Source organism: Larkinella ripae (genome assembly GCF_054780775.1).
This window is the reverse complement of the sequence record NZ_BAAGVR010000024.1, coordinates 153,774-173,717: the sequence shown is the minus strand read 5'-3', so window position 1 is coordinate 173,717 and position 19,944 is coordinate 153,774. Positions and strand designations below refer to the sequence as shown.

At 52.9% G+C, this 19,944-nt stretch carries 18 protein-coding genes; 4 read left to right on the top strand and 14 right to left on the bottom strand.

Annotated features, from left to right (window positions below):
• The first annotated feature begins 82 nt into the window (after positions 1-82).
• Together eat and ACYVHX_RS19335 are read left to right on the top strand one after the other, a co-directional pair.
• Positions 83-1,420, top strand: a complete 1,338-nt coding sequence (gene eat / locus ACYVHX_RS19340) for an ethanolamine permease (RefSeq protein WP_460673327.1) — start codon at positions 83-85, stop codon at positions 1,418-1,420.
• A 377-nt stretch (positions 1,421-1,797) separates the two neighbouring features.
• Positions 1,798-3,213 carry a hypothetical protein gene (locus ACYVHX_RS19335; RefSeq protein WP_460673326.1) on the top strand — a complete coding sequence of 472 codons (1,416 nt, stop codon included), beginning with the start codon at positions 1,798-1,800 and terminating at the stop codon, positions 3,211-3,213.
• Between the two features lie 80 nt (positions 3,214-3,293).
• On the opposite strand, the gene ACYVHX_RS19330 is transcribed toward ACYVHX_RS19335, so the two are convergent.
• Positions 3,294-4,067, bottom strand: coding sequence for an NIPSNAP family protein (locus ACYVHX_RS19330; RefSeq protein ID WP_460673325.1), 774 nt, complete (start codon positions 4,065-4,067; stop codon positions 3,294-3,296).
• A gap of 141 nt (positions 4,068-4,208) precedes the next feature.
• Here ACYVHX_RS19330 and ACYVHX_RS19325 point away from each other — a divergent pair, with 141 nt between their 5' ends.
• Positions 4,209-5,171, top strand: coding sequence for an alpha-E domain-containing protein (locus ACYVHX_RS19325; protein WP_460673324.1), 963 nt, complete (start codon positions 4,209-4,211; stop codon positions 5,169-5,171).
• A 65-nt stretch (positions 5,172-5,236) separates the two neighbouring features.
• Here the strand turns inward: ACYVHX_RS19325 and ACYVHX_RS19320 are convergent, their stop codons facing one another.
• From ACYVHX_RS19320 to ACYVHX_RS19295, 6 genes are all read right to left on the bottom strand, one after another.
• The gene (locus ACYVHX_RS19320; RefSeq protein WP_460673323.1) at positions 5,237-6,010 is read right to left on the bottom strand and encodes a hypothetical protein; all 774 of its coding nucleotides are present in this window, start codon (positions 6,008-6,010) and stop codon (positions 5,237-5,239) included.
• Between the two features lie 278 nt (positions 6,011-6,288).
• On the bottom strand, positions 6,289-8,283 hold the full coding sequence (gene glgB / locus ACYVHX_RS19315) for a 1,4-alpha-glucan branching protein GlgB (RefSeq protein ID WP_460673322.1): 1,995 nt from the start codon (positions 8,281-8,283) through the stop codon (positions 6,289-6,291).
• Between the two features lie 72 nt (positions 8,284-8,355).
• A complete protein-coding gene (locus tag ACYVHX_RS19310) occupies positions 8,356-8,949 on the bottom strand; it encodes a Uma2 family endonuclease (protein ID WP_460673321.1) in 594 nt (197 codons plus the stop codon).
• Between the two features lie 22 nt (positions 8,950-8,971).
• On the bottom strand, positions 8,972-10,657 hold the full coding sequence (locus tag ACYVHX_RS19305) for a putative maltokinase (RefSeq protein ID WP_460673320.1): 1,686 nt from the start codon (positions 10,655-10,657) through the stop codon (positions 8,972-8,974).
• A 90-nt stretch (positions 10,658-10,747) separates the two neighbouring features.
• Positions 10,748-11,353 (bottom strand): hypothetical protein, encoded by a 606-nt coding sequence (locus ACYVHX_RS19300; RefSeq protein WP_460673319.1) that lies wholly within the window; start codon positions 11,351-11,353, stop codon positions 10,748-10,750.
• Positions 11,354-11,448: 95 nt separating this feature from the next.
• Positions 11,449-11,826 (bottom strand): hypothetical protein, encoded by a 378-nt coding sequence (locus ACYVHX_RS19295; RefSeq protein WP_460673318.1) that lies wholly within the window; start codon positions 11,824-11,826, stop codon positions 11,449-11,451.
• 479 nt (positions 11,827-12,305) lie between these two features.
• On the opposite strand from ACYVHX_RS19295, the gene ACYVHX_RS19290 reads away from it, so the two are divergent.
• Positions 12,306-12,785, top strand: coding sequence for a response regulator (locus tag ACYVHX_RS19290; RefSeq protein ID WP_460673317.1), 480 nt, complete (start codon positions 12,306-12,308; stop codon positions 12,783-12,785).
• A gap of 33 nt (positions 12,786-12,818) precedes the next feature.
• Here the strand turns inward: ACYVHX_RS19290 and ACYVHX_RS19285 are convergent, their stop codons facing one another.
• The 7 genes from ACYVHX_RS19285 to kaiC all read right to left on the bottom strand — a co-directional run bounded on the left by ACYVHX_RS19285 (position 12,819) and on the right by kaiC (position 19,883).
• Entirely contained in the window at positions 12,819-13,670 is an 852-nt protein-coding gene (locus ACYVHX_RS19285; RefSeq protein WP_460673316.1) for a response regulator transcription factor, read from the bottom strand.
• Positions 13,671-13,789: 119 nt separating this feature from the next.
• Positions 13,790-15,805 (bottom strand): alpha-1,4-glucan--maltose-1-phosphate maltosyltransferase, encoded by a 2,016-nt coding sequence (locus ACYVHX_RS19280; protein ID WP_460673315.1) that lies wholly within the window; start codon positions 15,803-15,805, stop codon positions 13,790-13,792.
• Between the two features lie 23 nt (positions 15,806-15,828).
• Entirely contained in the window at positions 15,829-16,254 is a 426-nt protein-coding gene (locus tag ACYVHX_RS19275) for a response regulator (RefSeq protein WP_460673314.1), read from the bottom strand.
• A 1-nt stretch (position 16,255) separates the two neighbouring features.
• Positions 16,256-17,527, bottom strand: coding sequence for a sensor histidine kinase (locus tag ACYVHX_RS19270; protein WP_460673313.1), 1,272 nt, complete (start codon positions 17,525-17,527; stop codon positions 16,256-16,258).
• Positions 17,524-17,850, bottom strand: coding sequence for a circadian clock KaiB family protein (locus ACYVHX_RS19265; RefSeq protein ID WP_460673312.1), 327 nt, complete (start codon positions 17,848-17,850; stop codon positions 17,524-17,526). Before ACYVHX_RS19265 ends, ACYVHX_RS19270 begins: the two co-directional genes overlap by 4 nt.
• Before the next feature lie 4 nt (positions 17,851-17,854).
• Positions 17,855-18,145 carry a circadian clock KaiB family protein gene (locus tag ACYVHX_RS19260; protein WP_460673311.1) on the bottom strand — a complete coding sequence of 97 codons (291 nt, stop codon included), beginning with the start codon at positions 18,143-18,145 and terminating at the stop codon, positions 17,855-17,857.
• A 25-nt stretch (positions 18,146-18,170) separates the two neighbouring features.
• Complete coding sequence (gene kaiC, locus ACYVHX_RS19255; protein WP_460673310.1) at positions 18,171-19,883, bottom strand: circadian clock protein KaiC; 1,713 nt, start codon at positions 19,881-19,883, stop codon at positions 18,171-18,173.
• Positions 19,884-19,944 lie beyond the last annotated feature (61 nt).

Below are 19,944 nucleotides of genomic sequence, written 5' to 3'. Positions count from 1 at the left end.
GCTTTTATTTAGAATACCATCCGCTGGCTCCCTTTTCCGGCGGTAAGGCTTGTATTTTTCCCCTTTCTTTTTCGATCACCAGATGGTTGATTCCTCCACTGGTCCTGCGCCGATTCAGGCTGGCGAATCGGCGGACCAACCCGGTTTGCGAAAAGTAATCACCACCGCCCAGTTGTGGTCCATTGCCGTCGGCATGGTCATCTCGGGCGAATACTTCGGCTGGAATTACGGCTGGGCGGTTGCCGGTACCATCGGTTTTCTGGTGGCTACGCTGCTGGTTACGATCATGTACCTGGCTTTTATTTTCAGTTACACCGAACTCACCACCTCCATTCCCGATGCGGGCGGCCCCTTTTCCTACGCCAAACGCGCCTTCGGTTCAACGGCGGCTTTCATCGCCGGTTTTGCCACGCTGGTCGATTTTCTGATGGCCCCACCAGCCATTGCTGCGGCTCTGGGCGCCTACGCCAATTTTCTGAATCCGGACTTGCCGGTTTTGGGGGTGGCCGTAGCAACCTACGTTGTATTCATTACGATCAACATTCTGGGTATCAGGGAATCCGCCAATTTTTCCATGATCGTGACGGCCCTCGCCGTAGTGGAACTGTTGGTGTATATGGCGCTGGTGGCTCCCGCGTATGAAACCAAAAATCTGGTTGCGCACAATGAATCGTTCGGTGCGGACGGAGTCTTTGCGGCCATTCCCTTTGCGATCTGGTTTTATCTGGCCATTGAAGGTGTTGCCATGCTGGCCGAAGAAGTAAAAAATCCCAGGAAAACCATCCCGCGCGGCTACCTGCTCAGCATCGGCACCCTGGTAGTGCTGGCGCTCGGGACCATGCTGCTCACGGCGGGCGTGGGCGACTGGCGGCTGTTGAGCGAAATCGATTACCCGCTCCCCGAAACGCTGGCGATGGTGCTGGGCCGCAGCAGCCCGTGGGCCAAAGTCTTCGCCAGTCTGGGGCTGTTCGGCCTGATTGCGTCGTTTCACTGCAACACCCTCGGCTATTCCCGCCAGATTTTCGCCCTGGCCCGCAGCGGGTATCTGCCCGGTTTTCTGGCGCAGGTCAATCGCCGGTTTCAGACGCCCCACTGGGCGCTTATCATGGGCGGCTTGATCGGTTTCATCGCCCTGTTTTCCGGTACGACGGGTGACATCATCATTCTCTCAGCGCTGGGTGCGGTCATCATGTACATCAGCAGCATGATCAGCCTGTTTCAGCTTCGCAAAAAAGAACCGCAGCTGGAACGGCCGTTTGTGGCGCCCTTTTATCCGTACGTTCCGGCCATTGCGCTTGTTTTATCCGCTGTCTGCCTGATTGCCATTGTTTATTACAACCCGGGATTGAGTTTGATTTTTGCCGGATTGCTGGCGGTTTCACTGCTGATTTTTCGGCTGTTACGTCCAGCCGTTCGTTAAATTTCCCTGAACCATTCAGAAATTTCGGTTGTTAAACAATATTATAGCGATTTGACCGGTTTTTTACTCAGCATTGAATACCTAAAACGGAGTACAAAACGACTCAACGGTATACCTTCCTACCAATCAGCCCACGGAATTTCCGGCAGAAAACCGGAACAAAACAAAAAACACAAACCTGGCAGAATGCGGTTAATCTACTACTAATCAGTATTCATTTAAGTAAAAGCGGTTATAAAAATCGTGTCGGATCGGTAAAGATTTTGAGCTCGTCAATCGCAGTTCATTGGGATGTGTTGATTGATGTCTTTCTTTAACGGCCAATTCCACCTCGCCCGGTTTTTGGCGGGAAATTACGTAGACAAACCGAACAGGGTATGAATGAACAACAGCCAGGAAACAACCCGGATTTTAACCATGGATACACCAGCGGCATCGAAGGCACCGATCGCCAGACGTACGAAGGGTATCTGTCGAGTCAGGTAAGCGACGAATGGATCAATGAGCGCGTCGAGCACAAACGCGAGGAAATCCGGCAAATTGAAAAACAGGTAGCCGATACGACGGCGCAACGGCGGTCGGCCTACGACCGGCTCCAGGATCACGTCATGCAAACGACGCTGGCCGGCAAGGAAACCGAACGGCTGGAAACCGAAATCCAAACGGTTGAAACCGAGCGCGACCAACTGAAAGAACGGCGGCAAAACACGGCGTCGGAATATTCGTTGTTTGCCGGACTGATCTTTGTGGCCGCCGGGATCTCGTTCGTGGCCGGCGATTTGATCATCTCGCACGAAATTGTGGCCTACGCGCTGAACATCCGCAATAATGTGGAAGCCTGGATGTTTGCGGTGGGTCTGGCAATGGTTTCCATTCTGCTCAAACCGGCATACGACCGGCTGGTAGAAGAACCGTATGTTTCCAATTCGTCGCCCGAGGCCGCCAAACGTTACGGCTGGTTTAAGATGGGGCTGGCGATTCTGTCAATTGTTACGCTGGTGATTCTGGGCTGGTTCCGGTACGACGCCTACCGCACCGACAAGCTGAAAGAAGCCATCAACAAAAGCATCAAAAACATTCAGTTGAACGCAACGCCCCTCGACCCCACCAATCCGAATCCGGTGGCCGATCAGAAGGTGTTGCAGCGCATCGAGCAACAATTGCAACAATCCGATGAGCTGAACCTGCAACTGGTCAACAGCCCGTGGGCTTTGCTGTCGTTTGTGCTGAGTGGTGTGTTGTTTGCACTGGCCGGGGCGGTTTGTCTCGGCATCGGTTTGCCGGTTTTGCAGAAATTCTGGTTTCGCTGGCTTCAGGCCGACCCGCGCCTGTGGCGGCTGCGCCGTCGGCGGAAAAAGCTGGAAAAGCAACACCAGGTCGCCCAGCAGGAAGTCGCCAAACACCTGACTCAGAAGAACATCATGGATCATGAGCTGGAAATTCTGCCGTCGATCGACGAACTTCGCCAGCGCAAGCAACAACTGACGAACGAGATTGATCAACTCATCGAAGACCGTAAACTGGCCCGCACCGACAGCCGGATTGCGTCGTACAATGATGGCTACGAGAAAGGTCTGGCGGCCCGGCAAGCCATGAGCGAAGAAGAATACAACCAGTTCCGGAACGGTTTTTTCTCTGTCTCGAATCTGGCCAGCAAAGCCCGTTCTTCGGGCGATCAGGATCGCTTACCCTCCGAGAAAAAATTCACGAATCAGCGCCCGGTCAACGGCTTACGGCCCTCCGTCCGTCGCCAGCCCGAAGGCCTGGACCTGGAGCGGGATGATGAACAATAAAAGCAAAAAGGAGGAAGGAGAAAAGAAGTAGCGGATCAACCCCTTCTTTTCTCCTTCCTCCCTTCCTCCTTTTCTTTCCCTTATTGAATCGGCGAATAATCGGTGGGTTTCATATACACTGACTCCACTTTCGTGGTCAGCGGACCGTTTTTCTCCGAATCTGCTTTTGCTTTCACCCATTTTGGGTCCGTCCGAAACTCATCGAAATGTTTCTTGCCTTCGGCTTCGCCCGGGTGCGCCAGAATGTACACCAGTTTCGACTGGCCGCTTTCATCCGGCTGGGTGGTCAGCCAGTAGCCAATGTGGGTCATGTCGTGTTTCGTGAACAGATCAATCGTGTGGTTTTTAAACCGGGCCACCAGGTCATTCAGCTTGCCCGGCGCCGGTGAATAGGTCCGCAGTTCAAAAACACGACCCGGTTTTTTAGACGGTTTGATCGCGGGCGAAATCTCGGCTTCGGTCATAAAAATCTGATCGACCTTGGCCACAATTTTGCCATTTGCTTCGGTTTTAGCCACCACGTCTTTCCATTCCGGATCGCTGCCGAAGGCTTTCCAGGAGGCATCACGGGCTTCCCGGTTTGGATACGAAAGGATGTAAATTATTTTTTCCTGCGAGGCATCCGTTGGTACCCAGTAGCCTACGTTGGTCATGCCGTGTTTTTCAAAAATGCGGCAGGTGTATTTCCGAAACCGATCCACAATGGCTTCGTAATTGCCCGGAGTCGGGTAGTAAATCCGCATCTCGTACAAACGGCCCGGATCGGCAGGAGTACCCGGTTTTTGCCCCGCATTGGCAGTGGCGAATGTGAGGGCGGTTAGCAACAGGGTACAGGTTAATAGGAGTAGTTTCATGGGTACGCCTTGATTAGTTGGACTACAAAAATAGGCATTGCCCACCAGAATAATTCGATTAATAATAATTTCGATAAAGCCGGTTTCCTCCGATAAAAAACTATATTTACACCCGTACAACCTCTATTTAATTTTGATTTTATGTTAAGTCGCGTTGCAGACTCAATCTATTGGATGAATCGCTACATCGAGCGGGCGGATAATTACTCCCGTTTTATGAGTGTGAATTTTAACCTGGCGCTGGACTTACCGCCCAACGTGGATGAACAATGGGAACCGCTCCTGATTGCCACGGCCGACAACTACCTGTTTTACAATTACTACCAGGAACCGACCCGCGAAAACGTCATCGATTTCATGACGTTCGACAAGCGAAATACGAACTCCATTGTCAGTTGCCTGAACAACGCCCGCGAAAACGCCCGAACGATCCGGGAAAGCATTTCAAAGGAAATGTGGGAAAATATCAATGACCTCTACCTGCGGGTGCGGGATACAACGACGAAAAAACAATTGAACCTAAACCGCCTGCAGGATTTTCTGATCGATGTCAAAAATGGCTGTCAGCATTTCTACGGCGTTATCGACTGCACCATCACGCGCAACGAAGCCTGGCATTTCGGGCGGGTGGGGCGGTTTCTGGAACGGGCCGACAAGACTTCCCGGTTTTTGGACGTCAAGTATTTTACGCTCCTGCCGGATGCCAACGCCGTGGGCTCGACCCTCGATTTGATGATCTGGAACGCGGTGCTGAAATCGGTCAGCGCCTATAATATGTACCGGCAGCAGCACCGGATGATCAGCTCGTCGACCATCGTGGAATTCCTGATTCTCGACAAGCTCTTTCCGCGCTCGGTCGCGCACTGCATCCGGCAGGCCGAGCTTTCGCTGTACGAAATTTCGGGAAACCCGATCACCAACGGTTTTAAAAACGAAGCGGAGAAAACACTGAGCAAACTGCGGTCGGAAATTGAGTTTACCGAAACCTCCGAGTTGTTCAAAACCGGGTTGCATCAATACCTCGACCGTTTCCAGACGCGGAATAACGAAGTGGCCAAAGCCGTTTATAAAACGTATTTCGGCCTGAAACCGGTCGAAGCCTAAGCCAGTCAGTTTCCAAACCCGCACGGGAGATACCGCTGCTAAAAGCCGGTACGGGTTTGGACTACTTATTTGAAGAATGGAAATGTCAACGCGACGTAGGCCATGGAAGCCCGGTTTCGGAAGCGCCGGTTTTTGTCGTCAATGTTCTCGTTGCTGGCCCGCATTCCGGTCGTAATCCACTGATAGCCACCTTTAATGCCCAGTCGGCGCATCACCCGCAGCCGGGCGTATACCTCCGTGGACAACGAACCCAGGTCATTGTCTCCCAACAACCGGACATTGACGCGTTGCGGTTGGGCGGGCTGGGTGGAGTTGTTGCCAAGCCGAAAGCTCAGCGTATCGGCCACACCCGCGGCATTGGTTCCGGTATAACGCCCCGTCGATGATCGGTAACGACCGCTGCGGGTTTTTCCAAAACCGAATCCCAGCAAGTCGGCCCCGGCACCGATTTCGACCGGTCCCAGCCGAACCTGCGCCCGTACCCCCAAATTAGCGGTGGTCATGGTCACCCAATCAAACCGCATGGTATCCAGATTGGCTTCGACCAAAGGAGCCGCAAGCGCGGCAAAACCGGTTTTCTCGCGGGTCAGCCGGGCCGGAGCGGTTATGTAATTCAGATTATCGCCGTAAAAAGTCCCAAGGCGAACCGTCCAGCCAATCGAAAATAACTGATTAGCGTCCAGATTCAGCATCTCGAAATACGTCAGCGAGGGGGCCAGGTAATCATTTTTAAAAGCGGCTCCAAGATCAAGTCCACTACTGAGACGACTGGAGGTGGAAGATTGGGAGAAAGCGGCAGCAGAAATGAGGGCAAAAACCAGTGTTACTATTTTTCTCATAAAGTGGACTTACTTTGTAATGCAAAGTTAATCGGATAAACGGAAAGGCCATTATTTTGTTCGGGAGCGGTCTTATCATTTTTTCGCGTCCACTGATTTTGAAAGCTATAGCGCACCGGAAGAGGTACTTTGGGAATCAATTTCGGCCCACCGAATTCGGACAGACGGCTTTTCACCTCCCACCGGGTTGCGGAAATAATACGGCCATTTTGAGGAACAAAACGCACCGGTTTTAACCGACCGGTATGCTCTGCTTCTCAAAATGGCGTTTATCTGCGTTAGTTATTCTGGTATTTTACCACCACGGCCCCCAGGGGCGGAATCGTTACCAGGATGGAATTTGGACGACCATGCCAGGGTTCCGGTTCCGACACCAGCGGTTCAGTATTCAGCAAACCACTGCCGTAAAACGATTTTTCGTCGCTGTTGAATATCTCGGCCCAGGTACCCGGAACCGGCACTCCAACCCGGTAGTCGGTGCGTGGCATCGGCGTCATGTTCAGCACCACGACAATCTGCTCTTTGGTGCGGGTGCCTTTCCGGGCATAGACCAGAATGCTGTTTTCGCGGTCCGTCGTATCGATCCACTCGAAGCCCTCGGCCACAAAGCTTTGTTCATACAGGGCCGGCTCGTTCCGGTATAAGGCATTCAGCGCTTTCACACACTCGCTCATGCCCTGATGCGGAGCGTATTCGAGCAGGTGCCAGTCGAGGCTGCCCTCAAATTTCCACTCCGATGTTTGCCCGAATTCACTGCCCATAAACAGCAGTTTGGTGCCGGGATGGGTAAACATATAGGCGTACAGTAGCCGCAGATTGGCAAACCGCTGCCACTCATCACCCGGCATTTTACTGACCAGCGATTTTTTGCCGTAGACCACTTCATCGTGGGAGAAGGGCAGCATGAAATTCTCCGAAAAAGCGTATACCGTGCTGAACGTCAGCTCATCCTGGTGCCACCGGCGGTAATAGGCATCGCGCTGGAAATACCGCAGCGTGTCGTTCATCCAGCCCATCATCCATTTCATGCCAAAGCCTAAACCGCCCGTGTACGTGGGCCGCGTAACACCCGGAAAAGCCGTTGATTCTTCGGCAATCGTCTGGGCGTCCGGAAACTCTTTATAAACCGCTTCGTTTAGTTCCTTGAAAAGCGAAATGGCTTCCAGATTTTCCCGGCCGCCAAAAATATTAGGCTCCCATTCGCCGTGGTTGCGGGAATAATCCAGATAAAGCATGGATGCCACGGCATCGACCCGCAGGCCGTCGGCGTGGAAGCGATCCAGCCAGAAAAGCGCGTTGCTGAGCAGAAACGCCCGAACCTCGTTGCGCCCGTAGTTGAAAATGTAGCTTTTCCAGTCCGGATGATAGCCCTTCCGCATGTCGGGGTGTTCGTAGAGGTGCGAACCGTCGAATTCGTACAGCCCGTGGGCATCGCCCGGAAAGTGCGACGGCACCCAGTCCAGGATCACGCCAATGTTTTCCTGGTGCAGCCGTTCAACGAGATTCATAAAATCCTGCGGGGTGCCAAACCGGCTGGTCGGGGCAAAATACCCGGTAATCTGGTAGCCCCAGGACGGATCGTACGGGTGCTCCATTACGGGCATGAATTCAACGTGCGTGAAGCCCAGTTCTTTGATATATGGCACCAGTACATCGGCCACCTCGTTGTACGACAGCTGCCGCGCTGGCTCCGACGGATCGCGTCGCCACGAATTCAGGTGGATTTCGTACACCGAAAACGGCTTGTTCAGGGCGTTGAATTTGCCCCGGTTTCGCATCCAGTAATCATCCTTCCACTCATACCAGGTGTCCCAGATCACCGATGCGGTTTTGGGGGGTGTTTCCCACCGGAGGGCAAACGGATCACCTTTTTCGACTTCCCGGCCACCGCTGTGCGTAATGGCATATTTGTACACTTCGCCCCGACCGATGTGCGGAATGAAGCCTTCCCAGATGCCCGAACTATCCCAGCGAACATTAAGCGGGTGGCTGCCTTTGTTCCAGCCGTTAAAATTCCCGATCACCGACACATAGCGGGCCGCCGGGGCCCACACAGCAAAGTACGTACCCACGACGCCGTTCACTTCCACCACGTGCGACCCTAGTTTCTCGTATAAGCGGGTATGTTTTCCGGCCCGGAAAAGGTAGATGTCAAATTCGGTCAGCCGACTGTACGGGGCCTCTTCGGCCGGGGCCGACGGCTGCACAAGGGGCGATGATTCCGGTTTTTCATCCGAAACAGTGGTGTTGGTTTTTGTCGTACGTTTTGCCATAGGAAAGCTCTATCGTTTTACGTGAAATATAGACAATTTTTTACCGATGGGTAAAATTGATCCAGCAGGTAATTATTCTTCAAAAACTTCGTGGAGGTCAATGCACCAATCCGGAAAGATTAAGGGTGTAATGGTGTCGCTTTCGTCATACGGATGTTGTCCGACAAACTGGTTCTCCTCCATCAGCCTATACACCAGAACATTCGAATATTCAGGCTGAACAATCCAGTACTCTCGAACCCCGGCTTCCTGATAAGCATCAAACTTTTCTTTCATTTCCTTTTTGGTGTTGCCTTTAGACAACACCTCGATTACCAGGTCCGGAGCGCCCAGGCATCCGGCATCGTCCAGCTTAGCCGGATCGCAAATGACGCAGACATCCGGCTGAACAACGGTTATTATTGATTCATTGGTAATTTTATTTGTCCGTGGTAAGCGCACATCAAACGGAGCCATAAACACCTGACAAGGTTTTCCTTTTAGATGCGACCAGATAAGTCCGTAAAAATTACCGACAATCTGCTGGTGCCGACGACTGGGGGCAGGCGACATTTTCCAAATATACCCCCTGATCAGCTCCAGGCGCTCCTGCACTCGCCAGGTCAGGTAATCGGCGTAGGTATACTGTCGGGTCAAATCCAGTTGGTCCAAACTTGTTATTTCCATAACCGGGTGCATTTCCACAAACTTACTCTTTTTTCGACTGCAACAAGCCCGTTTGCAGCCGTGGAATCTCCGAATTCCGGTTCGGATCAGCAATTCGTATTTTTTCAATTTCGTGAATCACATCCATAATCCCCTTCAGCGGAATTTTAACCCAGGCCGGTCGGTAACTGATTTCGTACCCCAGTTCATAAACCGCTTTCTCCAGCAGGTAAATCAGTAACAAAAAGTTAACTTCATTGCTGTTTTTATACAGCGGGTGCGGACTCCCGATGGTTTGCAGGTAAGCATCCATAAACGTATCCCGAATCAATTTGAACCAGCGTTCGGATACCCGCTGCAGGTGGTCGGGCGCAATGTTTTCCGTTTCGACACTCCCGAAAAGCTTGGCCGAAACCGCGTAGTGGTACGAACGGATCATTCCGGCCACGTCTTTCAGGGGCGAATGTTTGATTTTCCGTTCGGCAATGCTGCTTTCCGGCTCCCCTTCAAAATCGATGATAATGAAGTCGTCACCCGTGGCCAGCACCTGCCCCAGATGGTAGTCGCCGTGAATCCGGATGCGGAGCGAGTCGATCGGGCGGTTGCGAAAATCCTCCACAAACTCGTCGATCATTTCCTTGGCCTCCATAAATACCCAGGCCAGCCGCTGCGCCAGCGGATCCAGTTTGGTGTAGTTATCGATCACCATGGCGTACCGTTTTTCCAGCAACTCTTCAAAGCGCCGGATAATAAACGCCCGGTAATCGTCGGTAAACTCTTCGGGCAGAAAAGCCAGATCGTTCGATTCGGGGCTGTAAAGCGCCAGGTGCATCTGGGCCGTCCGGCGGCCCAGCAATTCCACCCGATCAAACACGTCTTCCCGAATTGTGAACAGGCGGTTCGGAACCGCATACAGAAAATCGTTGAGGTAGTCTCCGGTCTGATTCCAGCTATCCTGCTGATTTTCAACCAGTAACTGCATCATCCCAAGCGTAACATCCGGCGTTGTCTTCTGTTGCCAGATGAGGCTGCCCGCGTAAGCCGGAATGTGGGAAAATTCGCTGTTCTCCGTCAGAAAACTGACCAGATCCACTTCCGGATTCGTTTCCTGAAACAGCTTGCGGTAGAGCTTCAGAAAGTATTTTTCCTTTTCGCCCGGAAACCCAAACACCAGCGCCGAGTTACTCGAGTCAACCGGCAAAACTCGGCTCGTGACCGGACGGTTAACGTCCTCAGCCGCCAGCCCGCGCCCGCGGTGGAAGGTCAGTTGTCCCGCCTTTTGTTTCAGCGTTTGCTGGCTACTCAGGTTGGCGAATATCGTTTGCCGAAACCGCTCGTCGTAGATGGCATCGACCACCAAACCCGGTTTTTCGTCCAACTCGGCGGTTGTCAGAATGCCTTTGGACGGTATTTCCGGCGCGTCAGACCGATCGGTTTCCACAAAGGATACGGGAAGCTGGTAGCTCTCCTTCTCGCCGTCCGCGTAACTCACGTCAATAAGCAACAGAAAGGCTTTGTCATCGGCCTGATCTTCCACTCGTAGCAATATCTCGTGGATGAACCGAATCCGGAACTGCTTCTGCTGGCTGGCCTTTCCGGCAAACCAGCGGCAGGAATTCAGGTATGGCGGCAAAACCGTTGTTTCCAAAAACCGGATCGCATCGTTGTCCTGCGTCAGCGTAAGCCAGGAGTGCCGGCTGGTCAGGATTGAAGCAGTTGAGTCGAGCATGTAAACAAGTCAGGTACAGGCAAAGCGGCTTTACCCATAGTGATACAAAGTGATTCGGGAAAATAAGTCTTTTTATAACCGGAAAACCGCTTACTTATCCACCAGATAATCCGTCAGGGTTTTCCACTGGATTCGCTGGTAAAAAAGCCAGCCCGCGCCCGCAATGAGGGTGTTGACCACGGCCCGGTCACCCGCTTCCGGCTCCTGGTTGTTCACGCTTTCGTGTTGGCCAACCTGGCAGGCCTTAATCGTTGTGCCCTCCCGCTCCACGCGGAACTCACTGGTTGAGTCATCAGTAAAAAAATGCTCGGTCTGACCGCCTTCCGCGCGCGGATCCGCGCAGGGTTGAGCCGTAAAAGCGGCTCGGTTTTCCTCATCAACAAGCTGGATCAGCCGTACCCAGTTTTCGGGAGTCGGGCCGGGCAGTTCCACCCTGATGCAGTCGCCTACTTCCGGCCGGCCGGTCGGCTTCGGATGACCCGCCCGATCATGCAGGAAAAAATTGGCGGTAATGCTCGAAATGTCCGACCATTGGTGGACCGCAAAAAGTTTTTCCCGGGCCACCGAAAAAGCCGCCCGGGCCGTTGATTCGTCGGGGTGCTGCCGGGCGCTGCAAAACGTTTTGTCAGTCGATTCTTCGCCTTTTATGAGATCCACTCCGTGCCGGATTGAATCAATGACTTTCTTGATCTTCATACGGTTTTCGGAAACAGGTTCAACAGGGCTCGTCGGAAATGCAGCCCGGCTCCAGGGCCGGGCTGCTCCGAGTACATCGGAAAAGCAGGCGGTTTTTAGTTGTCGGGGTTGGTGTTCCCGAACGTCCGGCCGTTGCTACGTTTCTGCTTGGTTTTCGGGTCGGCTTTTACCCGGCCCTTCTGCACAGATACCTTCCCGTCGGCATCGGAGCTGGCCCGGTTTTCCCGACTGGTCTGGTTGCTGCTGTCAAATTTGTCCGAGGTGCTGTTTTCTTTCGGACGCGAGCCCGTAACGACCCGGCTGACGCCCGCCCGGGATTTGCCGGATTCGGCGTCTTCCGCTTTCACATTCCCGGATTTGCTCTGGGCCGAATTGGCCGCATTATTTTCGGAGGTTGTTGTCTGGGCCTGCGCCGATAAGGTCGTTGTCACTACGGCGGCCAGCACGGCCAGGGAGATCGCTATCTTTTTCATTTTTCTGTTGTTGAGTCAGTTAATTTGTTTTCCGTTTCGTTTTTCCCGGAGCGTATACGCAAACCGGTAGCGGATTTCTTTTGATATAATCAGGCAACCGGAAAACCGCCCTACCGCCCGGTGAAAACTTATGAGGGTAACACGATTCCATTCGCTATTGTTAAAACTTGCGAGCGTAAGCCGGTCGATTGCCCTTTAATCAAGCCCGATGCGGCTGGCTATCAATCAGCCGTAGAAAAGTGAGTCGCTGCTGTAGAAAAACCAAGTCTACCACCTGACTATCAAGTAGATACGTTGGATCAAGGGCCATTCAATCGATTTGCAAACAGCTTTTAGATAAATAAATGGTAACTTGTAAATGAATCGGGCAAACGGAGTTATATTCGTTCAGTAACCCTACATTTCTGAGTGTTTTATTAGACATTTTCGCATCTATCGGGTTAACTGTATAGTGTACGAAATATGTAAACCCAAGTCTCATGAACTTTTCCAAATCCAAAACAAGTCCGAATCGGCTAAAAAACGCCCGAATTCTCCTCATAGAAGATAACTCCGACCATTTGCTTCTAATCAAGAATGCCATTCAACAGAGTTTTACGGGCGTAGAAACGGTAACCGCTACCAGCGAGCAGGAAGCCATCCATTACCTGGACGAATGCATCCAAACCGGCCTGCGTCTGCCCCAATTCATTTTGCTGGATTTGTACCTGCCCGAGCGGGAAAATGGGTGGCAGGTGCTGAAAATGATCAAGAGTAAAAATTCGGAAATCGGACAAATACCGGTTGTGGTTTTTAGCAGCTCCGAGTTTCCCGAAGACATTACCGAGTCCTACGACCGGGGCGTCACCTCCTACGTAGTCAAGCCAACGGACTTCAACGAGTGGGTCGGTTATTTTCAGACGCTGAAAGATTACTGGTGGGAAACCGTTACGCTGCCCAACCGACAGTCCGTGTATTAACCGGTCGGGCTGGTGCCCGACCGGCCTGAAGTCTTATCGAACCGACGAATTTGTTTTTGCCAGGAAATAAGGCGCCGTGGCCATTGACAACCAATACCGAAACGTTTTTTCCAGGACCTGAATAAACCGGGTTAGATCGGCCGGGTGCATAATGACCGAATTGGCCCCCGATTCATAGCCCTGCTCCGTCAGGTCGTGGTTGCCCGCCGACGTCAGCAACAGGGTCGGAATAAACCGGAAGCGAGAACTGGTCTTGATCGACCGCAGCGTTGTAACGCTTTTCGTTTCACTGCCGTCGAGAATAATCATGCCGGGCATCTCCGCATCGGCCATACCGGGCAGGGCTTTTTGCAGTCCGGCGCCGGTTTCGAAGAGTTGTAGCTGCCATTTCGGCCATTTTTCACTAATCAACTGCCGCAGCAGATTGCCCTTTGTTTCGTCGGCCATCACCACCCAAAGCTGCCGCGTCGGCAAGCTTTTCGGCACGACCGCTTTTTTTACCGGAGTCGGGAATGCAGGCGCGGCTTCGCCCGGTTCCGGAGCCGTTTCGGGTTGAAAAGCCGCGGAGGATTTCATCATCATCACGAGCATCGGATCAATGATCTGATTCCAGCGCCGACGGCTGACGGGCAAGGTTTCGCCATCTTTCAACCGAATGGAACCCGACATTTTATGCCCCGGCGGAGCTTTAAAATCCATGATGTAGTGTGGATTGACCAGGGCGGTTTTGTGCACCCGGAAAAAGCCCGGCAATCGCTCCTCGAAATAGCACAAAGATTTGGCCACCAACAGCTTACGACCATCACAATAGTATAACCACGAATAATTGCTAAATCCTTTCAGGTATTTTATCAGGGCCGGGTATTGAATCGCTTGCTGAATCATAACGTAAATAATGGCGGTTTTTGGGCCTCACCACTAAGTAAACTCACCGACCGCAATAATGCACCGCTTAGTTAGGCAACGGCCCAACGTGCACAGACCCGTCCGTAAAACCCGGTTTTTCAGCTTTCGATTTTCAGCAGGTGCATCGGCAACAGATACGGGTCCAGCTCGACGTAGTTCCACTGGCCTTTCCACGTATAGTAGGCACCGGTCAGCAAATCGTGGACGGTATATTCCTGGTCATCGCCAATGCCCAGTTGCCAGGTCGGAACCTGCACCATGGCGGCCCGCCGGTTGTAGGCGTCGGTGTTGATCACCATCAGCAGCCGGTTGGAGTCCGTCACTTTCAGGTACGCCATCAGGGCATCGTCGTCAATCCGGCAAAACGTCAGGTTGTTGGTGCTTTGCAGGGCCGGATTTTCGCGCCGGATGCGGTTGACCAGTCCGATAAGGTACGTCAGCCGGTTGGTGCGGCCCCAGTCCCAATGCCGGATTTCGTATTTTTCCGAATCGAGGTATTCCTCTTTCCCCGGAAACGGGATGTGCTCCATCAGTTCGTACGAGGGACCATAAATCCCGTAGTTGGACGACAAGGTGGCCGCCAGCAAAAACCGGATCAAAAACTGCGGTTCGTGACCCGATTGCAGAACGTGCGGGTTAATGTCGTGCGTTGTCGGCCAGAAATTCGGGCGGTAATAGTACTTCATTTCGCTCTGGGTGAGCTCGGTCAGGTACTCCTGCAACTCGTGTTTGCTGTTGCGCCAGGTGAAATAGGTGTACGACTGCGCAAAACCACGCTTGGCCAGTTGCTGCATCACCTTTGGTTTGGTGAAGGCTTCCGACAGAAAAATCAGGTCCGGGTACTGCTTTTTCACCTCCGAAATCAGCCATTCCCAGAACTGGAACGGTTTGGTGTGCGGATTATCGACCCGGATGATGCGGACGCCCCACGACGCCCAGGTCAGCATCGTCTCCTTCATTTCGAGCCACAGGCTCTGCCAGTCGTCGGTTTCGAAATAAACCGGGTAGATGTCCTGGTATTTCTTGGGCGGATTTTCGGCGTACTGGATTGTGCCGTCGGGCCGCTTCTTGAACCACTCGGGATGATCGCTGGCCCAGGGATGGTCGGGTGACACCTGAATCGCCAGGTCCATCGCCACTTCCATGCCGTGGTTCCGGGCAATGGCAATCAGGTGTTTAAAGTCATCGAGCGTACCGAGTTCGGGGTGAATCGCCGTGTGTCCGCCCAGTTCCGAACCGATGCCGTAGGGAACGCCCGGTTCGCCCGGCTGCGCCACCACGTTGTTGTTTTTCCCCTTCCGAAACGCATTGCCAATGGGGTGAATCGGGGGCAGATACAACACATCGAAGCCCAGGCTTTCCAGACGCGGCAACAGCCGTTCAACATCCCGAAAGGTGCCGTGCTGCCCCGGCTCCGGCGAGGCCGAACGCGGGAAAAGGCAGTACCAGGTGCTAAAACCGGCTTTGGGCCGGTCCACGTCCACCACCAGTTCGCGGGCGTACCGCGCGGGGTGATTCCGTTCCGGATAGCGTTTGAACAGATCGGTGAACGAATCGGAATGCACAAACTCAAGGGCCTGGCCGTATTGAATTTCGTTATACTCCTCGGCTCCCTCCCGCAGCAATCCGGCCAGCCACACCAGCGTCGCCTGATCGTCTCCTTCGGCCCGTTGCGCCATGCCGTCTACATAAACCGCCCCGGCTTTGAGTTCGCTCGTAATCCGCTGACCAGCCGCTACTTTCAGGTGAACCTCGTGTTGCCAGGAGGCAATGTGATCGACCCAGCCCTCGACGGTGTACCGGTATACACCCGGTTTTTCAATCGAAAAGGAAGCGCCCCAGCGGTCATTGTTGATGAAAACCATCGGCACTTCGCTCCAGTCCGGATCATCGGTGTGACGAAACAGCAGCCGGGCGGCCAGTTTGTCGTGCCCATCCAGAAAAATGTCGGCTTCTACCGCAAGGGGATCGCCGGGAACGGCTTTGATCGGGAACCGTCCGGCATCGAGTTCCGGCGAAACCCGTTCGATTACCACACGGCGTTGACCGTCGGTGGGCAGATTCGCAAGTTTATAAGCCGCAGCGGCTGATTTGGGTTTGGTGCGGGTAGCCATAAATAAGCTCAAATAATACCGTGTTAATCCATCGATATGCGTTTGCATACCGCTATGATCTCATCCATCATGGCGTGGTAGCCCTCGTACGAAACCGGTTTGGAAATCACCAGGGCGGCTCCGGCCCGCAAACAGGAATCGATCAGCTCCGGCCCAACGTAGGTCGAATAAACAACCACCACGACGTTGGCCAGCAAGTCATTCAACCGGATGCGTTCCAGCGTTTCCAGCCCGGTCAGCTTGGGCATGTTCTGGTCGAGAATGATCACATCCGGCAAATCGGCGGGCGTCGGACTGGCGTTCAGGTATTCCATCACCTCAACGCCGGTCGTTACGCAGGGCAGCACGTCAATATCGGTTCGATGGCTCAGGAAGTCAACAAAAAAATCCCGGTCATCGCCATCATCTTCTGCCAGTAGTATTTTCTTTTTAGCAACGACAGAAGTCATCTCAAAGCGGTCTGTTTTGCCTCAAAGGCAGCTGAATAGTGAATGTAGCCCCTATGCCTTCCTGACTAAAAGCATTAATCTGACCATTATGTTTATCAATTATGCGTTTCGTAACGGCCAGGCCAATGCCCGAGCCTTCGTAAACATCTTTGGTGTTGAGCCGCTGAAACAGGGAGAAAATCCGGTCCGCGTATTGCTGATCGAAGCCGATTCCGTTGTCGGAAACCCGAATCAAACACAAGGTGTCGACCGATGCGGGCGTCTCTTCGCAACCGATTTCGATGACCGGGGGCTGATCGGGCTTTGAAAATTTCAGCGCATTGCTGATCAGGTTCTGAAACACCTGCCGGATCTGCCCCGGAATCACTTCCAGCCGGGGCAAGGGTCCAACCTGAATCCGGGCCTGTTTTTCTTCGATCAGGAGTTCAAAGTCCTTCAGCACCTCGCGCACCAGCTCGTTCAGGTCCGTCCATTCAAAGCCGGTCGGCTGCGACGAAAGCCGGGAATAACTCAGAATGTCGATGATCATGGTGCGCATCCGGTTGGACGAATCAACGATTTTTTCCAGAAACCGCAGGCTATCCTTCGGCAGTTCATCGGCGTGCCGATCGCGCAGAATTTCCGAAAACATCTGAATCTTGCGCAGCGGTTCCTGCAAATCGTGGGAGGCCACCGAGGCAAACTGCTGGAGGTCGTGATTGCTGGCTTCCAGGGCTCCGTTCATTTCCGCCAGTTGCTCGTTGTTCGACTTCAGCAGTTTCTGGGTTTCTTTATGAGCGGACAAATCCGTGATAATGACGCTCAGCGAATGGATGCCGCCGTCCAGTTCCAGCGGAGTGACCGAAAGCTGGCAGGGCACCAGGCCCCGGCTGCCCAGAATGGAAATTTCAAGTTTACGGTTTTCGGCCCAGCCCTGGTTAAACAGGCTTTGGTAGAGTTCCAGACAAGCGGGCGGGACAAACACCTCAAACGACAAGGCAATGACTTTCGAGATGGGCAAGCCGACCAGCGACGCAAACGTCGAGTTGCAGTACAGAATCAGCCCTTCGTTGTTTAGCGTCAGGGCGCCTTCGTTCATCGTTTCAATAAAAACCCGGTACGTATGGTCCGCCGTTTTCAGGCTGTAGAGTTCGTGCCCGTTGCTGCCCTCAACGACCAGCGCGTCCACCTGACCCGTCCGGATCGCGTGAATGGTGTCTGTGGCTTCCTCCAACTGGCTCTGCAACGCTTCGTTTTCCTGAACAAGCTGATCGTAGGTTTTTGCCGGATTCATTCAATGGTATCAGAGATGCCCAGTCCTTTCAGCACTTTTTCGGTGTCCGACATATCGCCGATCAGCCTTCGCTGAGGCAGGGGCCATTTTTTAATCAATAAGGGTAATGCAATAATCTCCTCCTGTTCGGCGAGCATTTTTTGCTGGTACACATCGATAATCTCCAGATCGTATTTTCCCGGCAGATGCTTTTCGCAAATGCATTTCAGATTTTCGATGGCACGGGTAGAATTGAACGAAGCTCCGGTTACAAACAAACGCAATTCATAGGGCTCATCATCGCCCTCCGCACTTATGTCTCCGGTTATACTGTGTTCGGTCATTTTATTATTTTGCCGGACGAATATTCAATCCCACCAAAACCTTTTCCTCGTTCGACAAATCGCCAATTATTTTACGAATCGGTTCCGGCACTTTTTTAACCAGCGTCGGAATGGCCAGAATATGGTCTCCTTCCGCCAGTTGTGGATGCACCAGCAAATCAATAACTTCAATCACGTATTTGCCCTTTAAATGTTCCTCACAATACCGTTTCAGGTTGTTCAGGGCGGTTACGGATTTGACGGTTTTTCCGGCAACGTATAGCCTTAACTCCCAAATTTGTTCTTTTGTTTCCATGCCCTTATTGGTCGTCCGAAAGTCGCTATTGTTCGTTGTGGCGATTCTTGATTAGTTGTTCCCGGTTTTGCTCCAGTACATCCTTCCGCAGGTCTTCTTCCACGTAGGTTTTATTCAATTCATCCTGCACCGATTCGAACTCTTCTTTCAAGCTGGTAATCTTGGATTCGAGCACGAGTCGTTTCCGTTCAATTTCCCGGTCTTTCCGATCGACGGCGTACTGGCGCAGCGCCACCCCGGTTTTTTCCTGCAACTGCTGGGCCTCCCGGGCCGATCCGGTCAGGACGCCTTCCGGACCCAGATACACATCCACCAGATCCACGCCTTCGTCGGTCATCACAAACTCGCGCACCTGGTTGGAATGCTTCATGCCGCGCGACTTCATGATGTACAAACCCCGATTCCGCTCCCCGTTCAGTTCGATGTCCCGCACCAGCATCCAGGCATCCACCAGCGACGAAACGCCCTCGTCGGTTTGCTCATTGACAATGGTGGAGAGGGCCAGGGCCGTAAACAGGACCGTAATTTCCTTTGCCTGGAGAAAATCGATGAGCCGAATCAGCATCGACTTCACTTCGCTGACCGAGCCAACCGTGATCAGGTTCGTGATCGGATCCACCACCACCACCTTTGGTTCAAACTCTTCGATTAACTGATGAATCGATACCAGGTGCATTTCCAGGCCGTTGAGCGTTGGGCGGGCCGCGTGAAATTTCAACAACCCCTGATCGATGTGTTTCTGCAAATCAAGGCCAATCGAACGCATGTTGCGGGCAATCTGCTGCGGAGATTCTTCGAACGCAAAATACATGCACTGCTCTCCCCGCCGGCAGGCGGCATCGACAAAACTGGCGGCAATGCTGGTTTTTCCGGTTCCGGCGGTTCCCGAAACCAGGATGCTGCTTCCCCGAAAAAATCCTTTTCCCTCCAGCATTCTGTCCAGCGCCGGAATTCCCGACGGAATGCGTTCGGACGTAGCCTGGTGATTCAGCGTGAGCGAAGTCACCGGCAACACCGAAATACCGGTTTCATCAATTAAAAAAGGATATTCGTTTGTACCGTGCACCGATCCCCGGTATTTGACAATGCGCAGCAGCCGGGTCGAAATCTGATTGGCCACCCGGTGGTCGAGCAGAATCACGCAATCGGAAATGTATTCTTCCAGTCCGTTTCGGGTCAGGGTGCCGTCGCCCTTTTCGCCGGTAATAATCGCCGTGACGCCCTTTTCTTTCAGCCATTCAAAAAGCCGCCGGAGTTCGGCCCGTAAGATGCTCTCGTTGCTCAAACCGGAAAACAGGTTTTCGATCGTGTCCAGCACCACGCGTTTGGCACCAATGCTGTCGATGGCGTACCCAAGCCGGATAAACAACCCTTCCAGGTCATATTCGCCGGTTTCTTCGATTTCGCTCCGCTCGATATGAACGTGATCAAGCCGGATCAGCTTATCCTTTTGCAGCTGGTTCAGATCATAGCCCAGCGATGCCACGTTCAGCGTAATTTCTTCCGATTTTTCTTCAAACGAAACAAAAACACCCGGCTCCCCGAAGGAGATGGCCCCATGAACAATAAATTCAATGGAAAACAAGGTCTTTCCGCAACCCGCACTCCCACAGATCAGCGTTGGACGGCCTTTGGGCAGGCCGCCTTGGGTTATTTGGTCCAATCCCTCAATACCGGTTGGGGTTTTAGGCAGCGAAGGGAGGTTTACGGCGTTTTTCTTTGAGGATTTCGAGCTCATCAATAAATTAATGGGTCAAGACAGTACGGTACGTTACGATCTGCCATCTACCCGGTTTTGA